At 46.8% G+C, this 22,033-nt stretch carries 10 protein-coding genes; all 10 read left to right on the forward strand.

Going from position 1 to position 22,033, the window contains the following annotated elements; all coding sequences use genetic code 11:
* Window positions 1-15: 15 nt before the first annotated feature.
* The 10 genes from ubiB to sps_RS15070 all read left to right on the forward strand — a co-directional run bounded on the left by ubiB (window position 16) and on the right by sps_RS15070 (window position 21,967).
* Window positions 16-1,665 (forward strand): ubiquinone biosynthesis regulatory protein kinase UbiB, encoded by a 1,650-nt coding sequence (gene ubiB, locus sps_RS15025; RefSeq protein WP_077753275.1) that lies wholly within the window; start codon window positions 16-18, stop codon window positions 1,663-1,665.
* Between the two features lie 60 nt (window positions 1,666-1,725).
* Complete coding sequence (gene tatA / locus sps_RS15030) at window positions 1,726-1,965, forward strand: twin-arginine translocase TatA/TatE family subunit (RefSeq protein ID WP_077753276.1); 240 nt, start codon at window positions 1,726-1,728, stop codon at window positions 1,963-1,965.
* 6 nt (window positions 1,966-1,971) lie between these two features.
* Window positions 1,972-2,379 carry a Sec-independent protein translocase protein TatB gene (gene tatB / locus sps_RS15035; protein WP_077753277.1) on the forward strand — a complete coding sequence of 136 codons (408 nt, stop codon included), beginning with the start codon at window positions 1,972-1,974 and terminating at the stop codon, window positions 2,377-2,379.
* Between the two features lie 3 nt (window positions 2,380-2,382).
* Window positions 2,383-3,153, forward strand: a complete 771-nt coding sequence (gene tatC / locus sps_RS15040) for a twin-arginine translocase subunit TatC (RefSeq protein WP_077753278.1) — start codon at window positions 2,383-2,385, stop codon at window positions 3,151-3,153.
* Window positions 3,154-3,208: 55 nt separating this feature from the next.
* Window positions 3,209-3,745, forward strand: a complete 537-nt coding sequence (locus sps_RS15045) for a hypothetical protein (RefSeq protein ID WP_077753279.1) — start codon at window positions 3,209-3,211, stop codon at window positions 3,743-3,745.
* On the forward strand, window positions 3,745-4,584 hold the full coding sequence (locus sps_RS15050) for a TatD family hydrolase (RefSeq protein ID WP_077753280.1): 840 nt from the start codon (window positions 3,745-3,747) through the stop codon (window positions 4,582-4,584). Before sps_RS15045 ends, sps_RS15050 begins: the two co-directional genes overlap by 1 nt.
* Window positions 4,571-6,436 carry a sensor domain-containing diguanylate cyclase gene (locus sps_RS15055; protein WP_077753281.1) on the forward strand — a complete coding sequence of 622 codons (1,866 nt, stop codon included), beginning with the start codon at window positions 4,571-4,573 and terminating at the stop codon, window positions 6,434-6,436. The genes sps_RS15050 and sps_RS15055 overlap by 14 nt, the downstream gene beginning before the upstream one ends.
* Window positions 6,437-6,525: 89 nt before the next feature.
* The gene (hemB, locus tag sps_RS15060; protein ID WP_077753282.1) at window positions 6,526-7,542 is read left to right on the forward strand and encodes a porphobilinogen synthase; all 1,017 of its coding nucleotides are present in this window, start codon (window positions 6,526-6,528) and stop codon (window positions 7,540-7,542) included.
* 293 nt (window positions 7,543-7,835) lie between these two features.
* Window positions 7,836-19,838 carry a beta strand repeat-containing protein gene (locus sps_RS15065; RefSeq protein WP_149027286.1) on the forward strand — a complete coding sequence of 4,001 codons (12,003 nt, stop codon included), beginning with the start codon at window positions 7,836-7,838 and terminating at the stop codon, window positions 19,836-19,838.
* Window positions 19,835-21,967 (forward strand): type I secretion system permease/ATPase, encoded by a 2,133-nt coding sequence (locus sps_RS15070; protein WP_237157846.1) that lies wholly within the window; start codon window positions 19,835-19,837, stop codon window positions 21,965-21,967. Before sps_RS15065 ends, sps_RS15070 begins: the two co-directional genes overlap by 4 nt.
* The last annotated feature ends 66 nt before the right edge of the window (window positions 21,968-22,033 follow it).

The following is a 22,033-nucleotide window of genomic DNA, read 5'->3' on the forward strand; positions in this document are numbered from 1 at the left end:
GGCGAACGCTAAGACATGACGCTAAAAAGTATCAGACGAGCTTATCAAGTAATCAAGATAACCCTTCACTATGGGCTCGATGAGTTAATTCCTTCTAAAATGACTCCCTGGTATTTCAAACTACTGCGTAACTGTCTATTTTGGATTAGAAACCAGCACAAGAACAAGGTAGGTGGCGAACGTTTAAAGCTTGCCATGCAAGAGCTGGGACCTGTATATATTAAGTTTGGCCAGATGCTTTCTACCAGACGCGATCTGCTTAGTGACGAGTGGGCCGAAGAATTGGCCATGCTGCAAGACAGGGTACCTCCCTTCGACTCGGCCATCGCCAGAGAGATGATCGAAGCAGAACTCGGCGCAACCATAGATACTTACTTCGAAGATTTTGATGACACTCCATTGGCATCGGCTTCTATTTCACAGGTTCACACGGCAACGTTAAAGTCCAACGGCAAAGCTGTGGTGCTCAAGGTGTTGCGTCCCGATGTAGAGGACCAGGTTCATGCAGACATTCAGCTGATGTCTCAAACCGCCAGTTTTCTCGAGACATTATTGGGTCATGGTAACCGGTTGCGTCCGGCCGAAGTAATCGAAGATTACCGCACGACTATAGAAGGGGAGCTGAATCTCAAGTTAGAAGCCCTCAATGCCATCAGGCTTAGAAACAACTTCCTCGACTCGGGCTCCCTATACATTCCCTATATGTATGAAGAACTCTGCTTCACACGTCTAATCGTGATGGAGCGGATTGACGGCATTCCTGTTTCAGATATGGCGGCATTGAAAGCCCAAGGCACCAATCTTAAAAAGTTAGCCGAACGCGGTGTTGAACTATTTTTCACTCAGGTGTTTCGGGATAACTTCTTTCACGCCGATATGCATCCTGGCAACATATTTGTCAGCCGAGAGCACCCGGACGATCCTTACTACATAGGATTGGATTGCGGCATCATGGGCACACTGACAGATGAAGATAAACGCTACCTAGCAGAGAACTTCTTAGCCTTCTTTAATCGAGATTATCGCAGAATTGCTCAACTCTATATTGAGTCTGGCTGGGTCTCACCAGATACCGATATTGGCGCGTTCGAACAAGCCGTGAAAGTTGTTTGCGAGCCCATGTTTAACAAGCCATTAGATGAGATATCTTTTGGCCATGTGCTGCTAGAACTATTTCGCACGGCGAGACGCTTCGACATGGTGGTTCAGCCTCAGCTTGTGTTGCTGGAAAAAACACTGCTTTATATCGAAGGTTTGGGACGTCAACTCTATCCTCAGCTGGATCTCTGGCAAACCGCTAAGCCTTTCCTGGAAGATTGGATGTCTGAACAAGTCGGCCCCAAAGGAATGGCAAAGAAGATCAAACAAGAGATGCCCTATTGGATCGATAAACTACCAGAACTTCCAGAGCTGGTGTACGACAATCTGAAAATGGGCAAAAACTTTGTCAAATCTCAGAACCAGATGCTTGCTCGCTACTTAACACAGCAGCAAAGATCCCATAAAAGTAACTATCTTTTGCTCACTTCCGCAGTTTTAGTGATCTGTGGCACTCTTTTGTTTAATCAAGGCGCTACACTATGGGCCTCTTATACCTGCATCACCTCAGGCACCATACTCTGGCTGCTCGGATGGCGATCCAGGCCAAAGAATCGCAAATTTTAGCTAGCACTAATTAACGATAAGTTCATAATAGAACTATACACATTCTACGAGGTAAACGTCATGGGTAACATGGGTATTTGGCAACTTCTGATCATAGCAGTGATCGTAATCTTATTATTTGGAACTAAGAAGTTACGTTCTCTAGGTGGTGATTTAGGCGGCGCAGTTAAAGGCTTCAAGAGCGCCATGTCTAGCGAAGACGAGAAGAAATCATTAGAAGAAAATAGCTCAGATGTAGCTAAAACTTCTGCAGCGGCTACTGAAAAGAAGCCGGAGTCAAAGGATAAAGAACAGGCGTAACTCCTTATGTTCGACGGTATCGGCTTTATGGAGCTATTGTTGATCGGTATTTTAGGGCTGGTAGTACTCGGCCCTGAAAGACTTCCGGTAGCAGTCCGCTCAATTACAGGTTGGATCCGCGCCATGAAAAAAATGGCGAATTCAGTGAAAGATGAACTCGAGCAGGAGCTTAAAATTGAGCAACTGCATTCAGATCTAAAAAAGGCTGAAAACCAGGGTTTAAAAAATCTTTCTCCCGAGTTACAGGATTCTATCGATCAATTAAAAGATGCAGCTCAATCAGTTAATCGTCCCTATAAGGTAGAAGAAACGCCTTCGGCTAGCACCAATGCAGCCGCAGATCCTACACCTTCGAAGACAAGCAAAACTGAGACTAGCTCAACTAGCTCAAACACTGAAAAACCTAACGGGTAGTCCATGTCGCAACAGCAGCCCCTTATCAGTCATCTACTCGAACTACGCACCCGCTTGCTTCACGCAGTCGGCAGTGTACTTGTGGTTTTTGCCTGTCTGGCCTATTGGTCAAATGATATTTATCACTATATGGCAACGCCTCTGATGCAGGCTCTGCCTGAATCCAGTAGCATGATTGCAACCGATGTTGCAGCGCCCTTCTTCGCGCCCTTTAAGCTAACTCTGGTTTTATCTTTCTTCATCGCCATTCCCTATGTCTTATATCAAATCTGGTCATTTATCGCACCAGGCCTGTATAAGCATGAAAAGCGCTTGATGATGCCTCTACTCGCCAGTAGTACACTCCTATTTTACCTGGGAATAGCCTTCTCTTATTATGTTGTTTTTCCTGTGGTATTTGGATTTTTTGCCAACGTAGCCCCAGAAGGCGTTCAGGTGGCAACAGACATCAGCAGCTATCTAAGCTTCGTACTTAAACTCTTCTTCGCCTTCGGCTTAGCCTTTGAGATCCCCATCGCGGTGATTTTGCTCTGTTGGGCGGGTGTTACTACGCCGGATGAGCTCAAAGCTAAACGTCCTTATATCGTAGTCGGTGCCTTCGTTCTAGGCATGTTACTGACACCACCAGACATCATTTCTCAAACGATGTTGGCAGTTCCTATGCTGATATTATTTGAAGGGGGATTGATTGCAGCTCGTTTCTACAGTAAAAAGGACGATGAAGAAGACGATGAGCAAGAAAAACAGGATGAACCTGGCCAGGAAACTAAATAAGCAATAGCCGATTAGTTAGACATGGCGCGCTCAAATATCATAAGGGAAAATATTAATGCGCATAAGTTGGATTACCGCAGCAGCGATACTCGTATCGACACAAGCTACAGCAGGCCTAGAACAAGACCTGCTGTCCTGTAGCGCCAAGGCGGATAAATTAGATCGCTTGATCTGTTATGACCAGATATCAGCAAGCGTCAAGAGTGCGTCAAAAGTCACGAATAGCATATCACCGAGTACTGCACCAGCCACAACAGTTGTAGCGACGACGAGTGTGGCCGCAACATCTCAATCTGTAACTGCGATACCTACCACGCTTCCCGCTAACATCGAAGATGATTTTGGAAACCTTAAGAAAAAAGAAGGTGAAGCAGTTAAAAAAATCTTTTTAGAAGTCGATACGATTAAAAAAGATGTGTATGGGGCACTAAGAATAACTTTTAAGAATAGCCAAGTTTGGAAACAAACTGAGAGTAAACGCTTCAAGTTAGAATCAGGTCAAACTGTATATATTGAAAAAGGTGCTTTTGGAGCATTCTATTTGGGAGTAAAAGACAGAAACTCCACAATTAAGGTGAAACGCCTAAAGTAATGTCTAAATATATAGATATCGCTGTCAATCTCATTGGCAGCGCCCTTGAAAAAAATATTGATGATGTAATTCAAGATGCGGCGGCCCAAGGGGTATCGCCGCTTATTGTTATTGGTAGCGAACTCCATGAAAGCGAGCAAGCGATAACATGTTGCCAGCAATATCCAAAGCAGCTCTACTGCACCGCAGGTGTACACCCTCACCATGCTAGCGAATGGCAGGCCAAAAGTAGTGAACAGCTTAAACGACTCACCGCACAGCCTCAGGTTGTTGCCGTCGGCGAATGTGGCTTAGACTACAATCGTGACTTTTCTCCCAGACCCATGCAAAGAAAGGCCTTCGAAGCACAACTCGCTCTAGCTGCGGAGTTAAAAATGCCGGTACTTATGCATGAACGCGATGCCCATGAAGACTTCTTAGCTATTTTAAAAGAATATCGCTCTTCTCTACCCGGTGCGTTATTGCACTGCTTTACCGGCAACAGGCAAAGCATGCAAGCCTATCTGGCTTTAGATCTTCATCTGGGGATCACTGGCTGGGTGTGCGATGAACGCAGGGGTCAGGAACTAGCCGAATTGGTGATCGAAATTCCTGACAACAGAATTCTTATCGAGACTGATAGCCCATACTTACTGCCACGTAGCATGCGGCCTAAGCCTAAGTCGAGTAAGAATAAGCCTCAATACCTGCCCTATATATCTGCATATATCGCAGATCTCAGAGGACAAAGTCACGAAAAGTTTGCCCAACGCGTCTATGAAAATAGTGTCGCCTTCTTTGGTCTGAATAAGCGACATGCTGTCGAAGTAGAGCTCAGTGAACCCCATGAAACATCTTAGCTTTATTTTCATCAGCTTCACTTTAATCTTCTGTGCTCAGCTTCGTGCTGAAACCATACTCGCCGTTGGAGATGATGAGGGAGCCCTGGAACTAGCACACTGGCTCTATTACACTCCCGCAAAAAATGCTGACAATATAAACTCAGTTCAAAACCTAGACTCAAATCAGTGGCAGCGCTTAACTCCCGCCTATAACAACCGAATAGGTGTAGAAGCATTTTGGGTTAAGTTCAGTATTTATAATTCTAAAGAAATACCAATAGACCGTATCCTGTCGTTAGCCAACCCTCATATCGACCTCGTTTATCTCTATCACGGGGTGAGAGGTAAATTAATTGATAAGATAGTAATGGGTGACAGCCTCCCCTTTACAGAAAGGCCTGTAATAAACAACCACTTTATTTACCCTTTTCAGCTTGAACCTGATGCCTTACATACTTTTTATTTAAAGATAGAGACCGAAGGCAGCGCGTCATTGCCTTTGAGTCTGTCATCACCAAAATCATTTGCGAAAGATATCGAGTCCAGCTCACTAATCAACGGATTTCAGTTAGGCGCTCTCACCGCAATCGGATTGTTTAGTTTGTTTATCGCCATCAGTTCACGTTCATTTAGCTATAGTTATTATTCAGGCTACGTATTATCAGTCACACTGTTAGTCGCGACCCTCCACGGATTTGCATTTAGATTTCTCTGGCCACAATGGCCTTTACTGCAAAAGTACATGATCCCATTTCTCATTCCTACGGCGATATTTTTTGCTCTTTTGTTTACCGAGAAAGTTTTACAGCTTAAATACCATAATCTACACATGCTCAGACTCTGCCGATATAGCGGTGGATTAGCTGTAATACTGGCGTTAGTGACACCTTTTTTAAATTACGCACTGGCTTTATATATCAATATAATTACTGTACTGATTGTGACGGTTCTCTTGATGATCATGGCCGTCATTCAAGCACTTAAAGGCCACAAACTCGCTAAGCTGTACACCTTAGCCTGGAGCGGCATGTTAGTTGGTTCGTTCATGACCAGTGCCATGTATTTAGGGTTAATCGAGCTGCCCATCTCACATTTAACTCCTTTAATTTTGGGACTGTTATTCGAGATTGTCTTTATGGCTGCAGTACTGGCCATCAGATACAACGATGAGCGCAAGGCTAAACTGAAGATTCAGCAAGAAGCTGTGATTCAGGCTCAACATGCCCGTGAGACGCGAGAGCAGGCCCTGAAAGTTGAAGCTGAGAGTAATGAAAAGCTAGAGAAAATGGTGCAAGAAAGAACTCTTGAGCTAGAAATAGCCCTACGAGAACTCAACGAGGCCAATCAAAAGCTCACCGAACAAGCCACCATAGATAGCCTGACCGGAGTCAAGAATCGAGCGGCATTTGATAAGCGTTTACTCGCAGAGGGACGTCTCAGCCGACGGCAGCAAACACCTATGGCGCTATTGATGTTAGATATCGATCGCTTCAAGTCCATCAATGATAATTATGGCCACCTTGCAGGGGATCAAACCCTGAGATTAATCGCGCAAACACTAAAAGAAAAATTAAAACGTCCGGGAGATCTGGTATCACGTTTTGGCGGAGAAGAGTTTGCTATCATACTGCCCAATACTGGTGAGGAGGGTGCTGTGCAAGTTGCGGAGCAGATCAGACAAACGATTTGTAAACTGCCCATCAGTTGGAAAAATCACGCCATACCACTGACGATAAGTATCGGTGTTAGTACCGAAATCATCAACAGGGAGCTAGATCCAACTAAATTACTCGATCAAGCAGACAAGGCTCTCTACCGCGCTAAAAACGAAGGAAGAAACCGAGTCATGGTGTATACCGAATCCCTTTAAGTCACAATTATCAGCAACACTCAGAAAAACTATTAGTTAGTGGCTATTCCACACTGAAGATTATCTGAGTAATTAGTTAGGAGTCGAAAGTGAATATAATTACCAGTGCTTTTCCTCAGCGCAGAATGCGCCGCATGCGTAAACACGATTTCAGCCGCCGCTTAATGGCCGAAAATACCCTCTCGGTAAATGATTTAATCTATCCAATGTTTGTGCTTGAAGGCAATAATCGCACCGAGACCATTGCCTCTATGCCCGGTATCGAGCGTTACTCTATAGATCTCTTGCTTAAAGAAGCTGAAGAGCTCGTCGAATTAGGTATCCCATTAGTCGCCCTCTTCCCGGTCACTCCAGCAGAGAAAAAGACTCTACTAGCGGAAGAAGCTTACAATGCCGATGCCTTGGTTCAACGTGCCGTACGCGCGCTAAAAGAAGCCTTCCCCGAGCTAGGTGTGATGACTGATGTGGCTCTGGATCCATTTACTACCCATGGCCAAGACGGGATCATAGACGAAGACGGCTATATTCTTAACGACATCACCACTGAAATCTTAGTCAAACAAGCCCTCTCCCATGCCGAAGCGGGTGCCGATATTATCGCACCGTCAGACATGATGGATGGCCGTATCGGTGCTATCCGTCAGGCATTAGAAGAAGCCGGCCACGTTAACACTCAGATCATGGCATATTCGGCTAAGTACTCCTCTAGCTACTATGGCCCTTTCCGTGACGCTGTCGGCTCTGCTGGTAATCTCAAGGGTGGCAATAAACATAGCTACCAGATGGATCCAGCTAATAGTGATGAGGCTCTTCACGAAGTGGCACTTGATATTCAGGAAGGTGCCGATATGGTCATGGTCAAGCCTGGTATGCCTTACCTTGACATAGTCACACGAGTTAAGCGTGAATTGGCCGTACCAACCTTCGCCTATCAGGTCAGTGGTGAATATGCCATGCACATGGCTGCCATTGAGAATGGTTGGTTAGCCGAGAAAGCCATAGTGATGGAGTCGCTGCTTTGCTTCAAACGCGCCGGAGCCAACGGCGTGCTAACTTATTTTGCTAAGCGAGCCGCACAATGGCTGAAAGAGGATGCTGTTAAGTAATCTAGAAAACAGCTACAGCTTACTTTGCCACTTAGTATAAAGCCGCTTAACGCGGCTTTTTTGTTTTCAGAGCATGCTAAAACAGGTAATCAGTCTACTCATGCTACCCTTCCCGACATTTATCCCCAATTAGCAATTGCTTAAAGACAACCAACGCTCCCCAACATCTCACATCAAACCAGCCAAAAAGATTGCAATATTGATAACAAACAATAAAATATACCGTAACAAATTCTCATTTGTATATTTTCACTTTTCTACGACAAAATCCAGATTGAATAAGGAAGTTAAGCATGGCTGACCTGTCAGAGCCAACTATCATCTACTACGTGCAATCGAATGATAACATTTGGGCTGTGACTGCCGATGGTCGCTGGTTTGCCATCACTGCCGATTCGGTCATGCCTGGACTTATGCTTTATAAAGTTAGCAGTGATGATATACAGGTCGACGATGAGCAGCTTCCAACCATTCTCATTGGTGAACAGACTATAACCCTGCCACTGGATATTGCTATTCGCATCTCACCAAATCTAAGTGGTCGTTTCGATACCCAACAGGACTCGAGCTCCAGCCAAACAAGTAAATCAACTAGCTCCTCACAGACATCAGACTCCGGTGACACCACACCGGATCAACAGGGAGTGAATTTAAACTTTCAACTCATCGCCAATACTGAAAACGATTTAACCCCGACATCGGGCTTCGATACCTCAGGCGATAGCTTAGAAAAGCAAAGCGCTCAAATACAAAATCAAGGTGCCGAACAGGACAGCTTTCAGACTCTCGATCTAACCGTGGAAATTATCGATGGTGGCGATGGCTACATTAATCGTGCCGAAACCCCTATTATTGACCTCATAGGTCAGGCTATCGATGCCAGAGATGGTCAACAACTTTTACTGACTTTGACCGATATCAATGGACAGCAAATAACCTTAGATGTTTTTGTGACAGGTGAAAGCTGGCAAGTCATAGATCTTAATATTTCTATACTGGCAGATGGTGTGATAACCGCAGAAATTACCGCACCGACCTACCCGGGCATTGCCCATAAGGGTGAAGATACTTCGATTAAAGATACCCAGGCGACAATCTCAGTCGAGATTGTCGATAATGATCAGCTTATCAATGCAGATGAAATGTCGGCTGTAACCCTCACAGGTCAAGTCAATAATGTCGAAAATGGCCAAACCATCACTGTCACCATCGCAGATGATAATGGTCACAAGTTAGTTTTTGAGACACTGGTGATAGCAGGTACTTGGGCTATTGAGAATATCGATCTCTCAGAGTTCGAAGATGGCAGCCTAATGGTAACGGCCGCAACCTTTGATGTCGCAGGAAATCCGACTAGCGCTAGCACTGTACTCCCGGTAGACATACTCGCAAGTATCACAATCGATGTAGACAGTGGCAGTGATACCGTAATCAACGCCACCGAGATGTTGAGCACAGATATGAGTGGTACTGTTTTTGACATTGAGGACGGACAATTAGTTACCATACTGGTAACAGACTCCCAAGGCGATCAACTCTCCTATTCAACCTCTGTCATAAATGGGCAATGGCAAATTGACGATGCCGATCTTTCTTCTTTAGCCGACGGTCCTTTGGAGTTCAAAGCCCAAGCGGTAGATATTGCAGGCAATAACGTATTTTCAACGAATGATGTCTACAAAGAGAGCCAGGCAGCGGTAAGTATTGTTGCAGCAGATATTGATGGTGTTTTAAATAAATACGAAGTCTCGACGACTAATCTGCTAGGCCTAGTTCATAATGTTGAAGATGCCCGACCCGTCGCCATCACAGTCACAGATATTAATGGCAACAGCCTAAATTTCTCCGCCACGGTCCGAAATGGCGTATGGATAGTCAAAGATGCCGATCTCTCATCCTTAGCCGACGGTGAGCTAGTATTAACTGCAATCACATCAGATTTTGAAGGTAACGTAGCCGAAAATAGTAATACGGTACAAAAAGATACTCAAGCCAGTGTCACCATTACAATGATAGATAATGATGGTGTCATCAATGCCGCTGAACTTAGTGCAGTTGAAGCCAAAGGTAGTGTCACCAATATCGAAGATGGCCAAGTCGTCAGTATCAGTTTCAAGGATACAAACGGACATACCCTGACCGTCACCACCACTGTAATTTCGGGTCAATGGAGCGTAACGGGTGTAGATCTAACGGACTTCGACGATGGCAGCTTAGTGGCTACGGCTCAAGTCAGTGATAAAGCAGGCAACGATGCCTCGGCGACAACCGATATTCCAGTCGATATCTTAGCCACAATCACCATACACGTAGATAGTGGCGAAGATACAGTCATTAACCAGACTGAAACCCTTAGCACAGATATCTACGGAACGGTCAGCGATATTGAAGATGGTCAAGCTATCACCATTGAAGTTATCGACACCGATGGCAATGCATTAACCTTTACTACCACAGTGAACCTGGGTCATTGGAACATAAACGACACTGTTCTCTCATCTCTGGTTGATGGTCCATTAACTTTCAATGCATCTGCCACCGATCTGGCTGGCAACACAGCCAATTCTGGCCTAGGCCTTTATAAAGAGACTCAGGCAGCCATCACCATACGCGCCATCGACGGAGATGGCATACTCAATGGCATTGAGTCTACCAATAGCCTGCTTGCTGGGTTGGTCCACAACGTAGAAGATGGCCGCCCTGTTTTTATCTCGGTCACTGATAGCTCAGGCACTAGCCTGACATTTACCAGCACAGTACGTAATGGGGTATGGTTAGTGAAAGGGGCCGATCTCTCATCGTTAGAAGATGGCACCCTCATATTACAAGCCGACACTTCAGATTTTGAAGGTAATTTTGCGACCAACACCAATACCGTAGAGAAAGATACCAGCCCGGTAGAGGTGACAATAGAGATTATTACCGGTAGTGACGATACCCTAAATCAGTTCGAATCCCCTTCGACAAGACTCCATGGCCAGACGCTCAATATTGAGGATGGCCGGATAGTCAGCATCACAGTTATCGATATCAATAACCGTACCCTGACTTTCGAGGCAGTAGTTAAGGATAACCTGTGGCAACTGGATAATGTCGATCTTAGCTCACTGGCCGATGGCCCCATTACGGCAACGGCCAATGTTAGTGATATCGCAGGTAACACTGCTAGCTCAACTGACAATAAGAACAAAAATGTTATTGCGGATATTGAATTTAGTCCCTCCACAGAAGATCAAACCCTAAATGCGACTACGGTTCAATCTGCCATTTTTCGAGGCGACAGCCTAGATATAGAAAATGGTCAAACAGTGACAGTGACCTTCACCGATACCAGTAATAACAGCCTGACATTTACGACCCAAGTTATTTTTGGCCAGTGGCTACTCCCCAATCTCGACCTTAGCAGCCTTCTCGATGGCAACATCAGTGTCACTGCTGAAACCATAGATATTTATGGTAACCCAGCCAGCGATACCACATCACTGCATAAAGACACTCGAGCAATGGTATCAATTGAGATCATAGATAACGATGGTGTTCTCAATGCTCAGGAAATGGCTACAGTTTTAATAAGAGGCACAGTCACTAACGTCGAAGATGGCCGCACCGTAACAGTGTCCTTATCCGACGGCACAAACATAGCAACTGCCACCGCGATTATCACTGGTGGGATCTGGCAACTCACCGCGCAAGATCTATCCGGCTTCCTAGACGGAGTTCTCACTGCGACGGCTACCGTCACAGATGAAGCAGGCAACACAGCGACAGCTGACACGACTATGCCGGTCGATATACTCGCTAACGTGACTATCAGTGTAGATACCAGTCAAAATGTCAGTGATAGCATCATTAACACAGCCGAGATGAATCAGGTCGATATATCGGGCACCACATCGGATATCGAAAATAATCAGACAATAACTGTGGTAGTACGTGATGCCTCCCTCAATGAATTAACCTTTACCACCACAGTCATCAATGGTGTATGGACTATCAATGATGCCGATCTTTCCATCCTCACCGACGGCAACCTCACTTTCGAGGCCTCGGCTAGCGATCAGGCAGGCAACTTAGCAACAAGCAGTACATCAGCACTCAAAGATTCACTCGCCGACATAAGCATACATATCGACAGTGGTAGCGATGAATTATTAGCCAGCAGTGAACTCAGCGCTGTGTTAATTTCAGGAACGACGACCAATATCGAAGTAGGCCGCACAGTGACAGTGGTTCTAACTGATTTTGCTGGTAATACCCACTCGCTAAACACCACAGTACAAGCTGGCGGACTATGGTCTATTCCACTGCAGAACTTTATTGCTTTAGGCTTCGCCGACGGCCTGTTTACAGCCACCGCTAATGTAACAGATCTCGCCGGTAATCCTGCCACGGCATCGGATACCGCAACCTTAGATACCCAAGTGACCATAGACATAGACACAGGTGCCGATGGTTTCAATGCAGCCCTGTTTATGTATGGTGTGCAAGACTCTCTTACGGGTACAACCACAGGTGTGGAACAAAACCAGACAGTGACTCTGACAGTCACCGACGGTGTCGATACCCTCACCTTCACCACTCAGGTAAACGCCGATGGAAGCTGGCAATTTAATACATTAGACGTCTCAAGCCTTAATAAAAACAATACCTGGGTCATGGACGTAGATGTCAGCGATCTCGCGGGCAACAGCGCACAGGATCTCATGCCGACATTGGATCTGCCCGAGGCTCATTTTCTGTTTGAGATAATATTAAACCTAGATCCAACCACCAGCACCACAGTCGATTTCGATATTCCTGATGCCGTATTAAAAATATCTGCGGAGCAGGCCAGACTACTGACCATGACCTCAGATAATCAAGCTCTGAGCATCAATGTCGCCAGCGATGGCTTGTCCTTCATCCTGACCCGAGATGGTGATGGTGAAACTGTGATGACAGCAAGCTTAGTCGGCGGTGCCCTGCAAGTCACCTTGCATCAAACTATCGATGAACTGAGCGGCATCAACACCACGACTTACATTCAACTCGAGGCGCTACAGACTGACACCGATGGCACCACTGAGCAGGTCATCACCTATGCTGTACTCAACATCTACGATACTCCCCCTCTGGCGGTCGATGATGAAGTCAGCGTCATAGAGGATGTACTCTCCAAGGGCTCCCTAACTGGCAATGACTACACAATCGAAGGGCCTCTGGTTCTGACTAAGATCAGTTATAACGGGACGGATTATCCTATTTCGGTAGGCACTCCAGCCGTCGTAGTCACGCCACAAGGAACCCTGACGGTACAGAGTAATGGGAGTTGGCAATTTGTAGCATCAAATAACTTAGACAATACCCTGAACCAGAATTTTCAGTTTGACTACCATGTACTCGATGTCGATGGCAGTACAGGCATGGCGACTGCAAACTTCAGTGTTGAAGACGGCGCGGCGGGTCAGATGACGGATGTTGTCATTTTTACTCAAGAAGCCGACATCGATGCCAGCCTGAGCCAAAATGAAAATTTCACCATAACCGGGGGTTCTGATGCACTGCTGACCTCAAGTCTGGCTTTCAGCTCACTCACCCCAAGTCATCTGGATAATCAGCTATTTACCAGTGACGGTAAACTCATTAAATTTGATCTATCCGCCGACGGCAAGACGCTGACGGCGTATACCGAAGGCATGCCCAACGTCACCATATTTACACTCGTCTTGAGTAGCGTCAATAATGGCAACGACCTTGATGTCACAGTGGTCTACGATCAATTCAGGCCACTGGATCATGATCTCGAAGAGATCTTAGACATAGAGACCCAAATCACTGCCACCGATAGCGATGGAACAGAGATAGACTTAGGGAGTCTGCAATGGCAGATAACCGATGGTAATAATCCTCAACTGACCAACATCAGCCAACTGACCTTCGCCGAAGATGCCCTTGTCGGCCCAGCACTGCAACAGACGGGACAGTTCGATGTCTTAGTAGGCAGCGATGCTATCGCTTCGATCGCTTTCTCAGATATCGGCCAACAACCGGGTTTAACATCAGGCGGCCAGACTATCATTTACAGCCTCAGCGGTGATGGACTGACTCTGACTGCACACACTGGCAATATCGCTAACCCGGTATTTGTCATCGTTTTAACCCAAACCTGGAATGCAGAAACCGACAGCCTGAGTCAGGATTACACCATCACACTCCATCGCGCCTTCGATCAAGTTGGTAGTGAAAATGTCGACTTGAAACTCAATGTCACTGATTTGGATGGCGATAGCACTCAGGCCACTCTGACCATGACGGTTAATGATGCCAGTGCGGCGACTATAGATAACATCAGCCTGAATGTGAGCGAACTTCCCTCAGTTACGGCATACGATAATGATGATAACGGGCTATTTAACGTCAACGCCAGTAAAGATCCCATTGTCGATGTACAGTTCGACGTTATCGATGGCGCAGAAGTAAAAAATACCGACGGCACTACCTTGACACAAAATGGTGAAACCATTCACTGGGTGATCAAAGACGATGGTGCCAGAATAGAAGGCGTCACCACCAGTGGTGACCTAGTGTTTACCATAAGCTTACCTCTGGATATAAATATCGGAGCGGGTACCAGTGGTACTATCGCCATTGATTTCACCTTACTCGGTCCCATCGATCATTTAGGCACAGCAGATCTGATGGACACGCTAGCGGTAAATGTCAAAGTTATCGACAGTGACAACACCACTGCGGCAGGTCAGGTCAGCATAGATATCTATGACGGCAAAGAAGCCATCTTACCCGATCCCGTGGCACTGCATATGACTGAGGGAAATCTCACCACCTCCAGCAGTATCTCCACCAGCGAAATAATGAATGCCCTCCCTGGTGGCGACAATATTGCCAGTATTGAGCTGGCCGATGGTTTCACTTTTGGGGCATATAAGAGTGCAGGACAAGACATCAGCCTCACCGGGACTCCCAATGGCAACGGCTGGTATACCGCCACACGAGACGGCGATAGTCAGACTGTGTTTCAGATCAGGTTCGGGGCCGATGGTAAAGTCGAATATAAACAATTCCTCTCCCTGGATCACGCCGATGCCAATGGAGAAAATGACCTGGATATCACTTTCCAGGTTCAGGCCATAGATGCCGATGGCGATAAGTCGACGAGCCAGACGGTCACAGTAACTGTGACCGATGATGTACCAGACGCCACCACAAAGACCTTATCGTTTTTCGAGTCTGCAAACGAAGTCCACACGGTACAGATGTTTTCAACAAGCGAGCAAGGCGCAGATGGCGCCAGTGCCACTAAAGTCATTTACAAGGGAGTTGAATACGACATAGGTGTCACCATAGACCTGATGACAGATGCAAACCCAACGGCTGAAAAATATGGTGAGCTTGTCGTCGATGCTAATGGTCTGGCGACTATTACTTCGTTTGAATTCAACTACGCCGATCCTCAATTTAGTGAAGTGGTCAACATACGAGTCACCGACGCCGACGGTGATATCGTCATCAATTCCTTAACTATCACCGCCAAAGATCAACTCGGTTCGGTAAAAGTATTCACTACAGATTTTGTCGAAGATACCACGGGCACTGTTGCCGTGCAGGCCTCTCCAGGCGATATTGATGCAGGCGAAATAGTTACAAGTCTGGTGTTCGATACCGCCGCGCTTCAGGGAGGAATACTCTCCTTAGATGGAGTCGAGCTGCCAAAAGATGGCATGGGTAATTATATTCTATCAGGCAGTAATCTCAATATCGACGGCCTCACGGGCGTCGCTATCCCCAACGGTAACCTGACCTATACTCCGGCGGAAGATGCATCCGATGCAACTGTGGCTGCATCTTTTGATATTACGGTGAACATAGCCGGCAAAGGGCCTATCGCTACCAGCGTCCCCATCACCATAGCCTCAGTGGCCGATGTGCCAATATGGGATAACGCCAGCATATTTAGCTATAGTCTCGATGAAGATGATTCAAGCATAGCGCTCACTTTGGATGCGAACTCGAAAGATGAGAATGGTGCCGATGCCCAGGGTTCTGAAACCATCTCCTATATCATCACTAATATTACACTAGGCCTAACACTGAGCTCAGTTGGCGTCCCGATCACTAACGGCATGACCATCAGTCAACATCAACTTGACAGTTTAGAGGCCGAAATAGGCGCTAACCTAGCCGGAAGTTTCACCTTCAACATTCAGGCTGTGACGACCGAGAGTGACAATGGTGATACGGCTCTAAGTAGCATAGAGACGGTCACATTAGACGTCACCCCTATAGCGGATAAACCCACGCTCACCACCCGGGATATTCGCAGTGAAGAAGATGCGCCTATCCTACTCAAAGATATCATATCTGGGGAACTGACCGATGACTCCGGTTCGGAAACCTTAAGCTATGAATTTACTTTGCCCGACGGCTGGTCGTTACAGGGAGACTCAGTTGTCGACCTAGGTGGCGGAGTCTGGACTGTACTAGCCATCGATGTACTCTCGGGCAATGCAAAACTGCTACCCGGTGTTGATGTCAGTTCTGCAAGCTCCGGCGATTTCAGCATCACGATCCGTAGTTTCGCCACTGAATCGAGTCAAGATGGCTTAGATCCCAAAGATAAGGTGCTAAATCCAAACCCCAATTATAGCGATCCCGACACCATTACTATCTCACTTAAAGGTGTCGCTAACGATGTACCGACCATCAATGGTGACTCTGCTGTTTGGAGTATAGATCATGGCACAGGGGTGATATCCAGTGTCGTAAACTTCAATGAAGATCAGAATATCCCCCTCGATTTCAGCATAGTCACCTCGGATGACGACGGCTCAGAGACATTGGATCTGCGTATAGCAGGCTTACCTCAAGGAGTCATTTTTGTAGACTCAGGTGGCACTCCCGTAAACTTACCTGTGGTCGAATTCATCAACGGACAACCCGTATATGGTGTATCGACAGCCCTATTAGCCACACTAAGTTTACAACCAGTAGAAGATTTCAGTGGCCAAATCAGTCTAACTATCTTTGTCGAATCTACCGAGCTAGATGGTGACTCTTCCGATTATGAACTAACCCTGAATATCGGCATTTCTCCAGTGATAGATGCCAACGCAGCATCCCTAGCCACTACCAATTATGGCTTGGAAGATCATGCAATCCCACTAGATTTAACCCCATCTCTAGGAGCCGATTTAGATAGCAGTGAAACGGTAACGGGTCTTATAATTCCACTCCAAAGCGGCTCAGGCTTTATCCTCACCTTGGATGGAGCTGAGATCGATATCCCCGTATCCGGACTGGATGTCAGCAGCCTACTCGATAGCACCAGTCCGGATATTGAATCCTTATTAGCCTCGGGCCGACTGGCCGTGGTTCCGCCACAGGATGCCGATGGCAGCTTTAGCTTCGATGTTCAATACCAGATCACTGACACATCCGAAACAGGCGAAACCATAAGTGAATATGTCTCCACACAAGTGACTATCATAGTCGATGCTGTAGTCGAAGCGAACACGCACCTTCAGGCTAATCAGACCAGCCTGATTAGCACAGATGGCAGCGCCATCGACCTCACTAATCAGGTACTCTTTTACGACGAAGATATCGATGGTTCAGAAGTACTCGACTATGTGGTTATCCGCGTGCCTAGCGGGGATGGCTGGTATATCAGCCATCCCAATGGCGCCATAAATGATGGTGATGGACGCTGGATAATTCCAGTCGACGGCATGACTAATGACACCACACAGGAATACGCCTTAGATATTCTTGCCGGGGCAACAATCATCAGTGAATTTGCCACAGGGCAACAGTTAATTACCGTTGAAGCTAGGGTCTTGGACAGAGATGATGCCGAGATCATTCGGGCTAACTTCTTCGTCCAATTCGATCAAGATGCAGGAACAAGTTCTGCAACTGTAGTTGACCCGTTACAAGCCACACCCGCCGATGCCATCGAAGATAATGTCATAGACTTCGCAGGTCACCTCAACCTGAGCATCACAGCCGATATGAACGATCAGATAAGCTTCAGAGTCTTAGCCTCAGATCTCCCTCAAGGTGGCTACTTCACTGGTGCTGATGTCAGAGCCGTCTTCGATGCCAGTGGCGATAATGTTATCGAATATGTGTTTACCTCTGCCTCACTGGCAAACCTGCAACTACACAATATTAGTGATAATTATGCCGGTGAGCTAAATATTCCTATCCGCATCATAGCCACTGATACCATAAGTGGTGACACTCAGATAGACGACACTCAAATACTGGAGATAGAGATAGCCCCCAGAGTCGATGGTGCATCATTAACAATCACCAACAAGACCATGCTGGAAGATCAACCTATTCCCTTAGGCATAAACCTTAGCTTTCAGGACTCAGATACAGGCCCGACGACAGGTGGTAATGAAACCTTAATTTTCAACGATGCAGGCAAGCCCATCTCCATCACCTTCCTCGATGGTGGCGGCATAAACGATCCATCCGGACTCTGGGTCTTAAAAGCCGGTACCACCGACACTTACCTGTTCGGTGGTAACAATTTAGTTACCCTCAATGCCTCTTTGGCACTGATTCAGTTTGTGCCCCCTGAGCATTTGAGTGGTGATTTTCGCTTCAAGATTGCGGGCACTGTCATAGATACCGCCACCATCAATGGTAGCGACGTCACTCATGAAGCCAGTTTCGAAAATATCTCTACCATTACCGTTATGCCAGTAACCGATGCCGCCGACTTACCCACCACGACTCAGACTCTGACCGGGCTCGAAGACTCAGATATAGACCTATCTGCACTCGCTGGCGGCTCAATAAATCTTATCGATCTCGATGGCTCGGAAGTGATCTTCTTGACCCTACAAGGGGTACCGGAAGGCGCAGTGCTTTATTACCGCGATGGCGCAAACCTGATACAACTCCCCAACAATGGAGTCGATGGCGGTAGTTTCGAGGGCAACCCGACTTATTCCTGGTCTGTCACTCTGGCTCAGCTTGCTAACTTGGTCATGAGACCGCCTCAGGATTTCAATGGTGATATCCCATTATCAATCCAAGCCATCACTCAGGAACTTGGCACCACAGACTTTGTCACCACTTCAGCCGACATCATAGTAGGCATATCTCCAGTGGCCGATGGAGTACAGATTATTCAAACCCCAGATAGCCTCTATAACAGCCTTGAAGATGAGATAATTGTTATAGACTTAGCAGCCGAGGCATTAGAGTTATCTGGAAGTGAGCAGTTGCAACTCACCATCACAATTACTTCGGCTGATGCATCCGCCTTGGTGGATCTAGATGGTATCAAGGTCGGTAGTGACTTCGTCTCCTTCACCGATCTGGGTGGTGGCGTATTTAGCGCAAGTTTACTGATCTCGGCAAACAACCTCTCTGAGTTTGAATTGCATCCGGGTAACCTTGCCTTCGGCACCTTAAACGTGCAGATGGATATCGCCTCAGTCGATACAGCAAGAGTGCTCGGCATTGATGAAACTGACACCAGCGCACCGCAAACCTTTAATTTCGATATCGAAATTGAACCTGAGGTTGACGCACCGATCTGGACTCAGGTGGGCGATATTATCGCTAACGATCCTAACGATGTATCTCTAAACTTAGGCGTCGAGCTACAAAACCCTGCGGCCACAGAAACGGGGAATGTGAGTATATTTGGCCTACCCGATACCATGACCCTGTCTGCAGGCAGTAAAACAGGTAACAAGTGGATAGTCAGTCTAGATGATCTTGCCGGTCTTAAGGTCATAGGCGCCAATGATGGCGATACTTTCCAGCTGTATATAGAGCCTATTGCCGAGCTCAATGGTGATACTGCGCCAGGCAGTCTGCGCATAATCACAGTCACAGTCGATATCAACGCAGTCATGATGCTAAGCGCCCCAGCAACTAACTTATTGAGCGTTCAACAAGATTTGATGGCCTCACCAGATATGGTAGAGAGTCAAGCAGCCATAGAAGACAGCCTCTTATCCAGCGAGTCCTACGAAAAAATCAGTAGGCATGTCGACGATCGAGCGCCTATTGATGCAATTAACTCTGAGCAGCCTTTAACTGAGCAGCCCTTCGACAGCGACAAGCAAAAAACAGAAGCTGAATTGGCCCAAGACATATTAACCGAGTCCATAAGCGATTCAGTGTCACGGAATGAGGACCCACTCTATCAGGCATCCCAAAACACGCCAGAGCCGAGTAATACACAAGTTTTACCTTTTGCTGATGGGGCAAGCCGGGAAGCCCTCAACAATCTGCAAGATGAGATCAACTTAATGAGTCAACTACCATGATAGAGACGAAAGTGCACTGTGACCCACTTTTAGCTATTGTCTTAATTGCGAGCCAAAATCTTGGACTGAACACCAACAGTGAGCAAGTCACTACTGCACTGCCTTTAGTCAAAGGTAAGCTCACTTTAGGCTTATTAGCTGATGCGTTCACCAATGCCGGGATTGAAGCTGCTCCCCAAAGCCTGCCAATAAAGAAGATGGCAATGCCGGCTCTGGTATTTAACAAACACAAACAAGCTTTCTATCTCGATAGCAAAGATGGATCAGAGCTGACACTCTACGATATTGAAGGCCAGAAACTCACCTTGGATATTTCAGAGTTCCAGCAAGATTTTCTACGTGACTCCTGGTATCTATCCCGTAGGGTCGAGCTCGATGAACGCGCCAAAGAAAACACGACTCAAACATCCAGACACTGGTTAGTTGCCGCATTTGATGAGGTAAAGCCATTTTATATGAGCTTCCTTTTGGGCTCCCTCGCGATCAACATCCTTGCTCTGGTCACCCCGCTTTTCACCATGAATGTGTATGACAGAGTCGTACCAAATCAGGCGATGGATACCTTATGGGTACTGGCTACCGGGGCTTCTATTGCCATCGTCTTCGACTGGCTTCTCAGACAGGCTAGAACTCGTTTGGCAGATGTGGCAGGTAAAGAGGTCGACATCAGGCTGTCTAACCTGCTATTTCGTAAAGTATTGGGCATGCGCCTAGAACACAGGCCCGCCTCCTCGGGTGCCTTTGCCAAACAGTTACAAGAGTTTGACAGCATCCGCGAATTTATCACCTCGGCCACCTTAGTGACCGCAGTAGACCTGCCTTTCACCTTGCTGTTTTTGGTGCTCATCGCCTGGTTGGGTGGCGTAATGGTACTAGTCCCCATCACTTGCATGGTGTGTTTATTGGTGATCAGCTTTTTCATGCAGAAAAAACTCATGGCCAGTATAGAGAACAGCTCAAAATTCTCGACGCAACGTCAGGCTCACCTGATTGAAACCCTCAACATGCTAGTGGAAACCAAACAAAATAATGGTGAGGCCAAGGCGAAACACATATGGGAAGACACCATCAAAAATTTGGCTGATTGGCAAAATGAATCCCGTATCGCCTCTAACACTCTGACCCATAGCGTGATGAACAGCCAGCAACTGGTCACCATAGGGCTGATACTCACAGGTGTATACCAGATCTACGAAGGTAATCTGAGCATGGGCGGATTAATCGCGATTGTCATGTTGAGCGGCCGAGCCTCCAACGCCATCAATCAAATAGCTATGTTATTGCTTAAATTTAAGCAAACCCAATCGGCAATCGTGGCTGTAGACTCCATTTTAGCGATACCTCAAGAACACACAAACAAGTTAACTTCATCATCAAAAGTCCCCTTCAATGGCGCTATCACCTTACGCTCGGCCAGTTTCAGTTACCCGGATCAGCCTATACCCGCTTTCAATGATTTATCGATAACAATCAAGCCAGGTGAACGGGTCGGCCTCTTTGGTCCTGCTGGTGCCGGTAAATCCAGTCTGCTATCGGCAATTGCAGGGCAATATCAGCTGACTTCGGGGCAACTTTTCTACAATCAACTGGAGGCACGTCAATGGTCTACGGCAAAGCTCCGAGACCATATCGGCTATATGTCTCAACAACCTAACCTAGTCTATGGAAGTGTGTTGGATAATCTACTTTTCGGTCTCAAAAAGGTCGATGAAAACTTGCTGGCTAAAACCTTGATGACAACGGGAATAGATAAGTTGATGGATCGCCTAGGTAGCGGATTAGATAGCCAAGTCGGAGAGTTCGGTCGCCAGCTATCTGGAGGGCAGAGGCAGGCTATCTCATTGTGCCGTGCACTGCTGAGGCAACCTAAGCTGCTTCTTCTGGATGAACCCACCAGCGCCATGGATGAGCGCGCAGAGAATCAGGTAATTGCCTGCTTAAAATCTCAACCCAGAGACTGCTCTATGGTCATCTCATCCCACAACCCTAAGGTACTCAGTATCTGCGACCGTATCTTGGTCATGGACAAAGGAGGCTTGATCACAGAGCAAACCCCGACAGATATGGCCTACACGAGTAAGCGTCGCATCAAGGCAGTTACGATTCGCCCTAGGGAGGAGCAAGCATGATGAATGATCACCTGTTAGTACTTGTTTACTCAGAGACCTTCAACTTCCAGTCAAGGGAGCTAACTT

Origin of the sequence: Shewanella psychrophila (assembly GCF_002005305.1) — a bacterium.
Lineage (GTDB): Bacteria > Pseudomonadota > Gammaproteobacteria > Enterobacterales > Shewanellaceae > Shewanella > Shewanella psychrophila.

Bases quoted from the DNA above. Each gene is read 5' to 3' on its own strand.
- tatB (WP_077753277.1), top strand. From the start codon at position 1,972: ATGTTCGACGGTATCGGCTTTATGGAGCTATTGTTGATCGGTATTTTA.
- sps_RS15055 (WP_077753281.1), top strand. From the start codon at position 4,571: ATGAAACATCTTAGCTTTATTTTCATCAGCTTCACTTTAATCTTCTGT.
- ubiB (WP_077753275.1), top strand. From the start codon at position 16: ATGACGCTAAAAAGTATCAGACGAGCTTATCAAGTAATCAAGATAACC.
- sps_RS15070 (WP_237157846.1), top strand. From the start codon at position 19,835: ATGATAGAGACGAAAGTGCACTGTGACCCACTTTTAGCTATTGTCTTA.
- tatA (WP_077753276.1), top strand. From the start codon at position 1,726: ATGGGTAACATGGGTATTTGGCAACTTCTGATCATAGCAGTGATCGTA.
- sps_RS15050 (WP_077753280.1), top strand. From the start codon at position 3,745: ATGTCTAAATATATAGATATCGCTGTCAATCTCATTGGCAGCGCCCTT.
- tatC (WP_077753278.1), top strand. From the start codon at position 2,383: ATGTCGCAACAGCAGCCCCTTATCAGTCATCTACTCGAACTACGCACC.
- sps_RS15045 (WP_077753279.1), top strand. From the start codon at position 3,209: ATGCGCATAAGTTGGATTACCGCAGCAGCGATACTCGTATCGACACAA.
- sps_RS15065 (WP_149027286.1), top strand. From the start codon at position 7,836: ATGGCTGACCTGTCAGAGCCAACTATCATCTACTACGTGCAATCGAAT.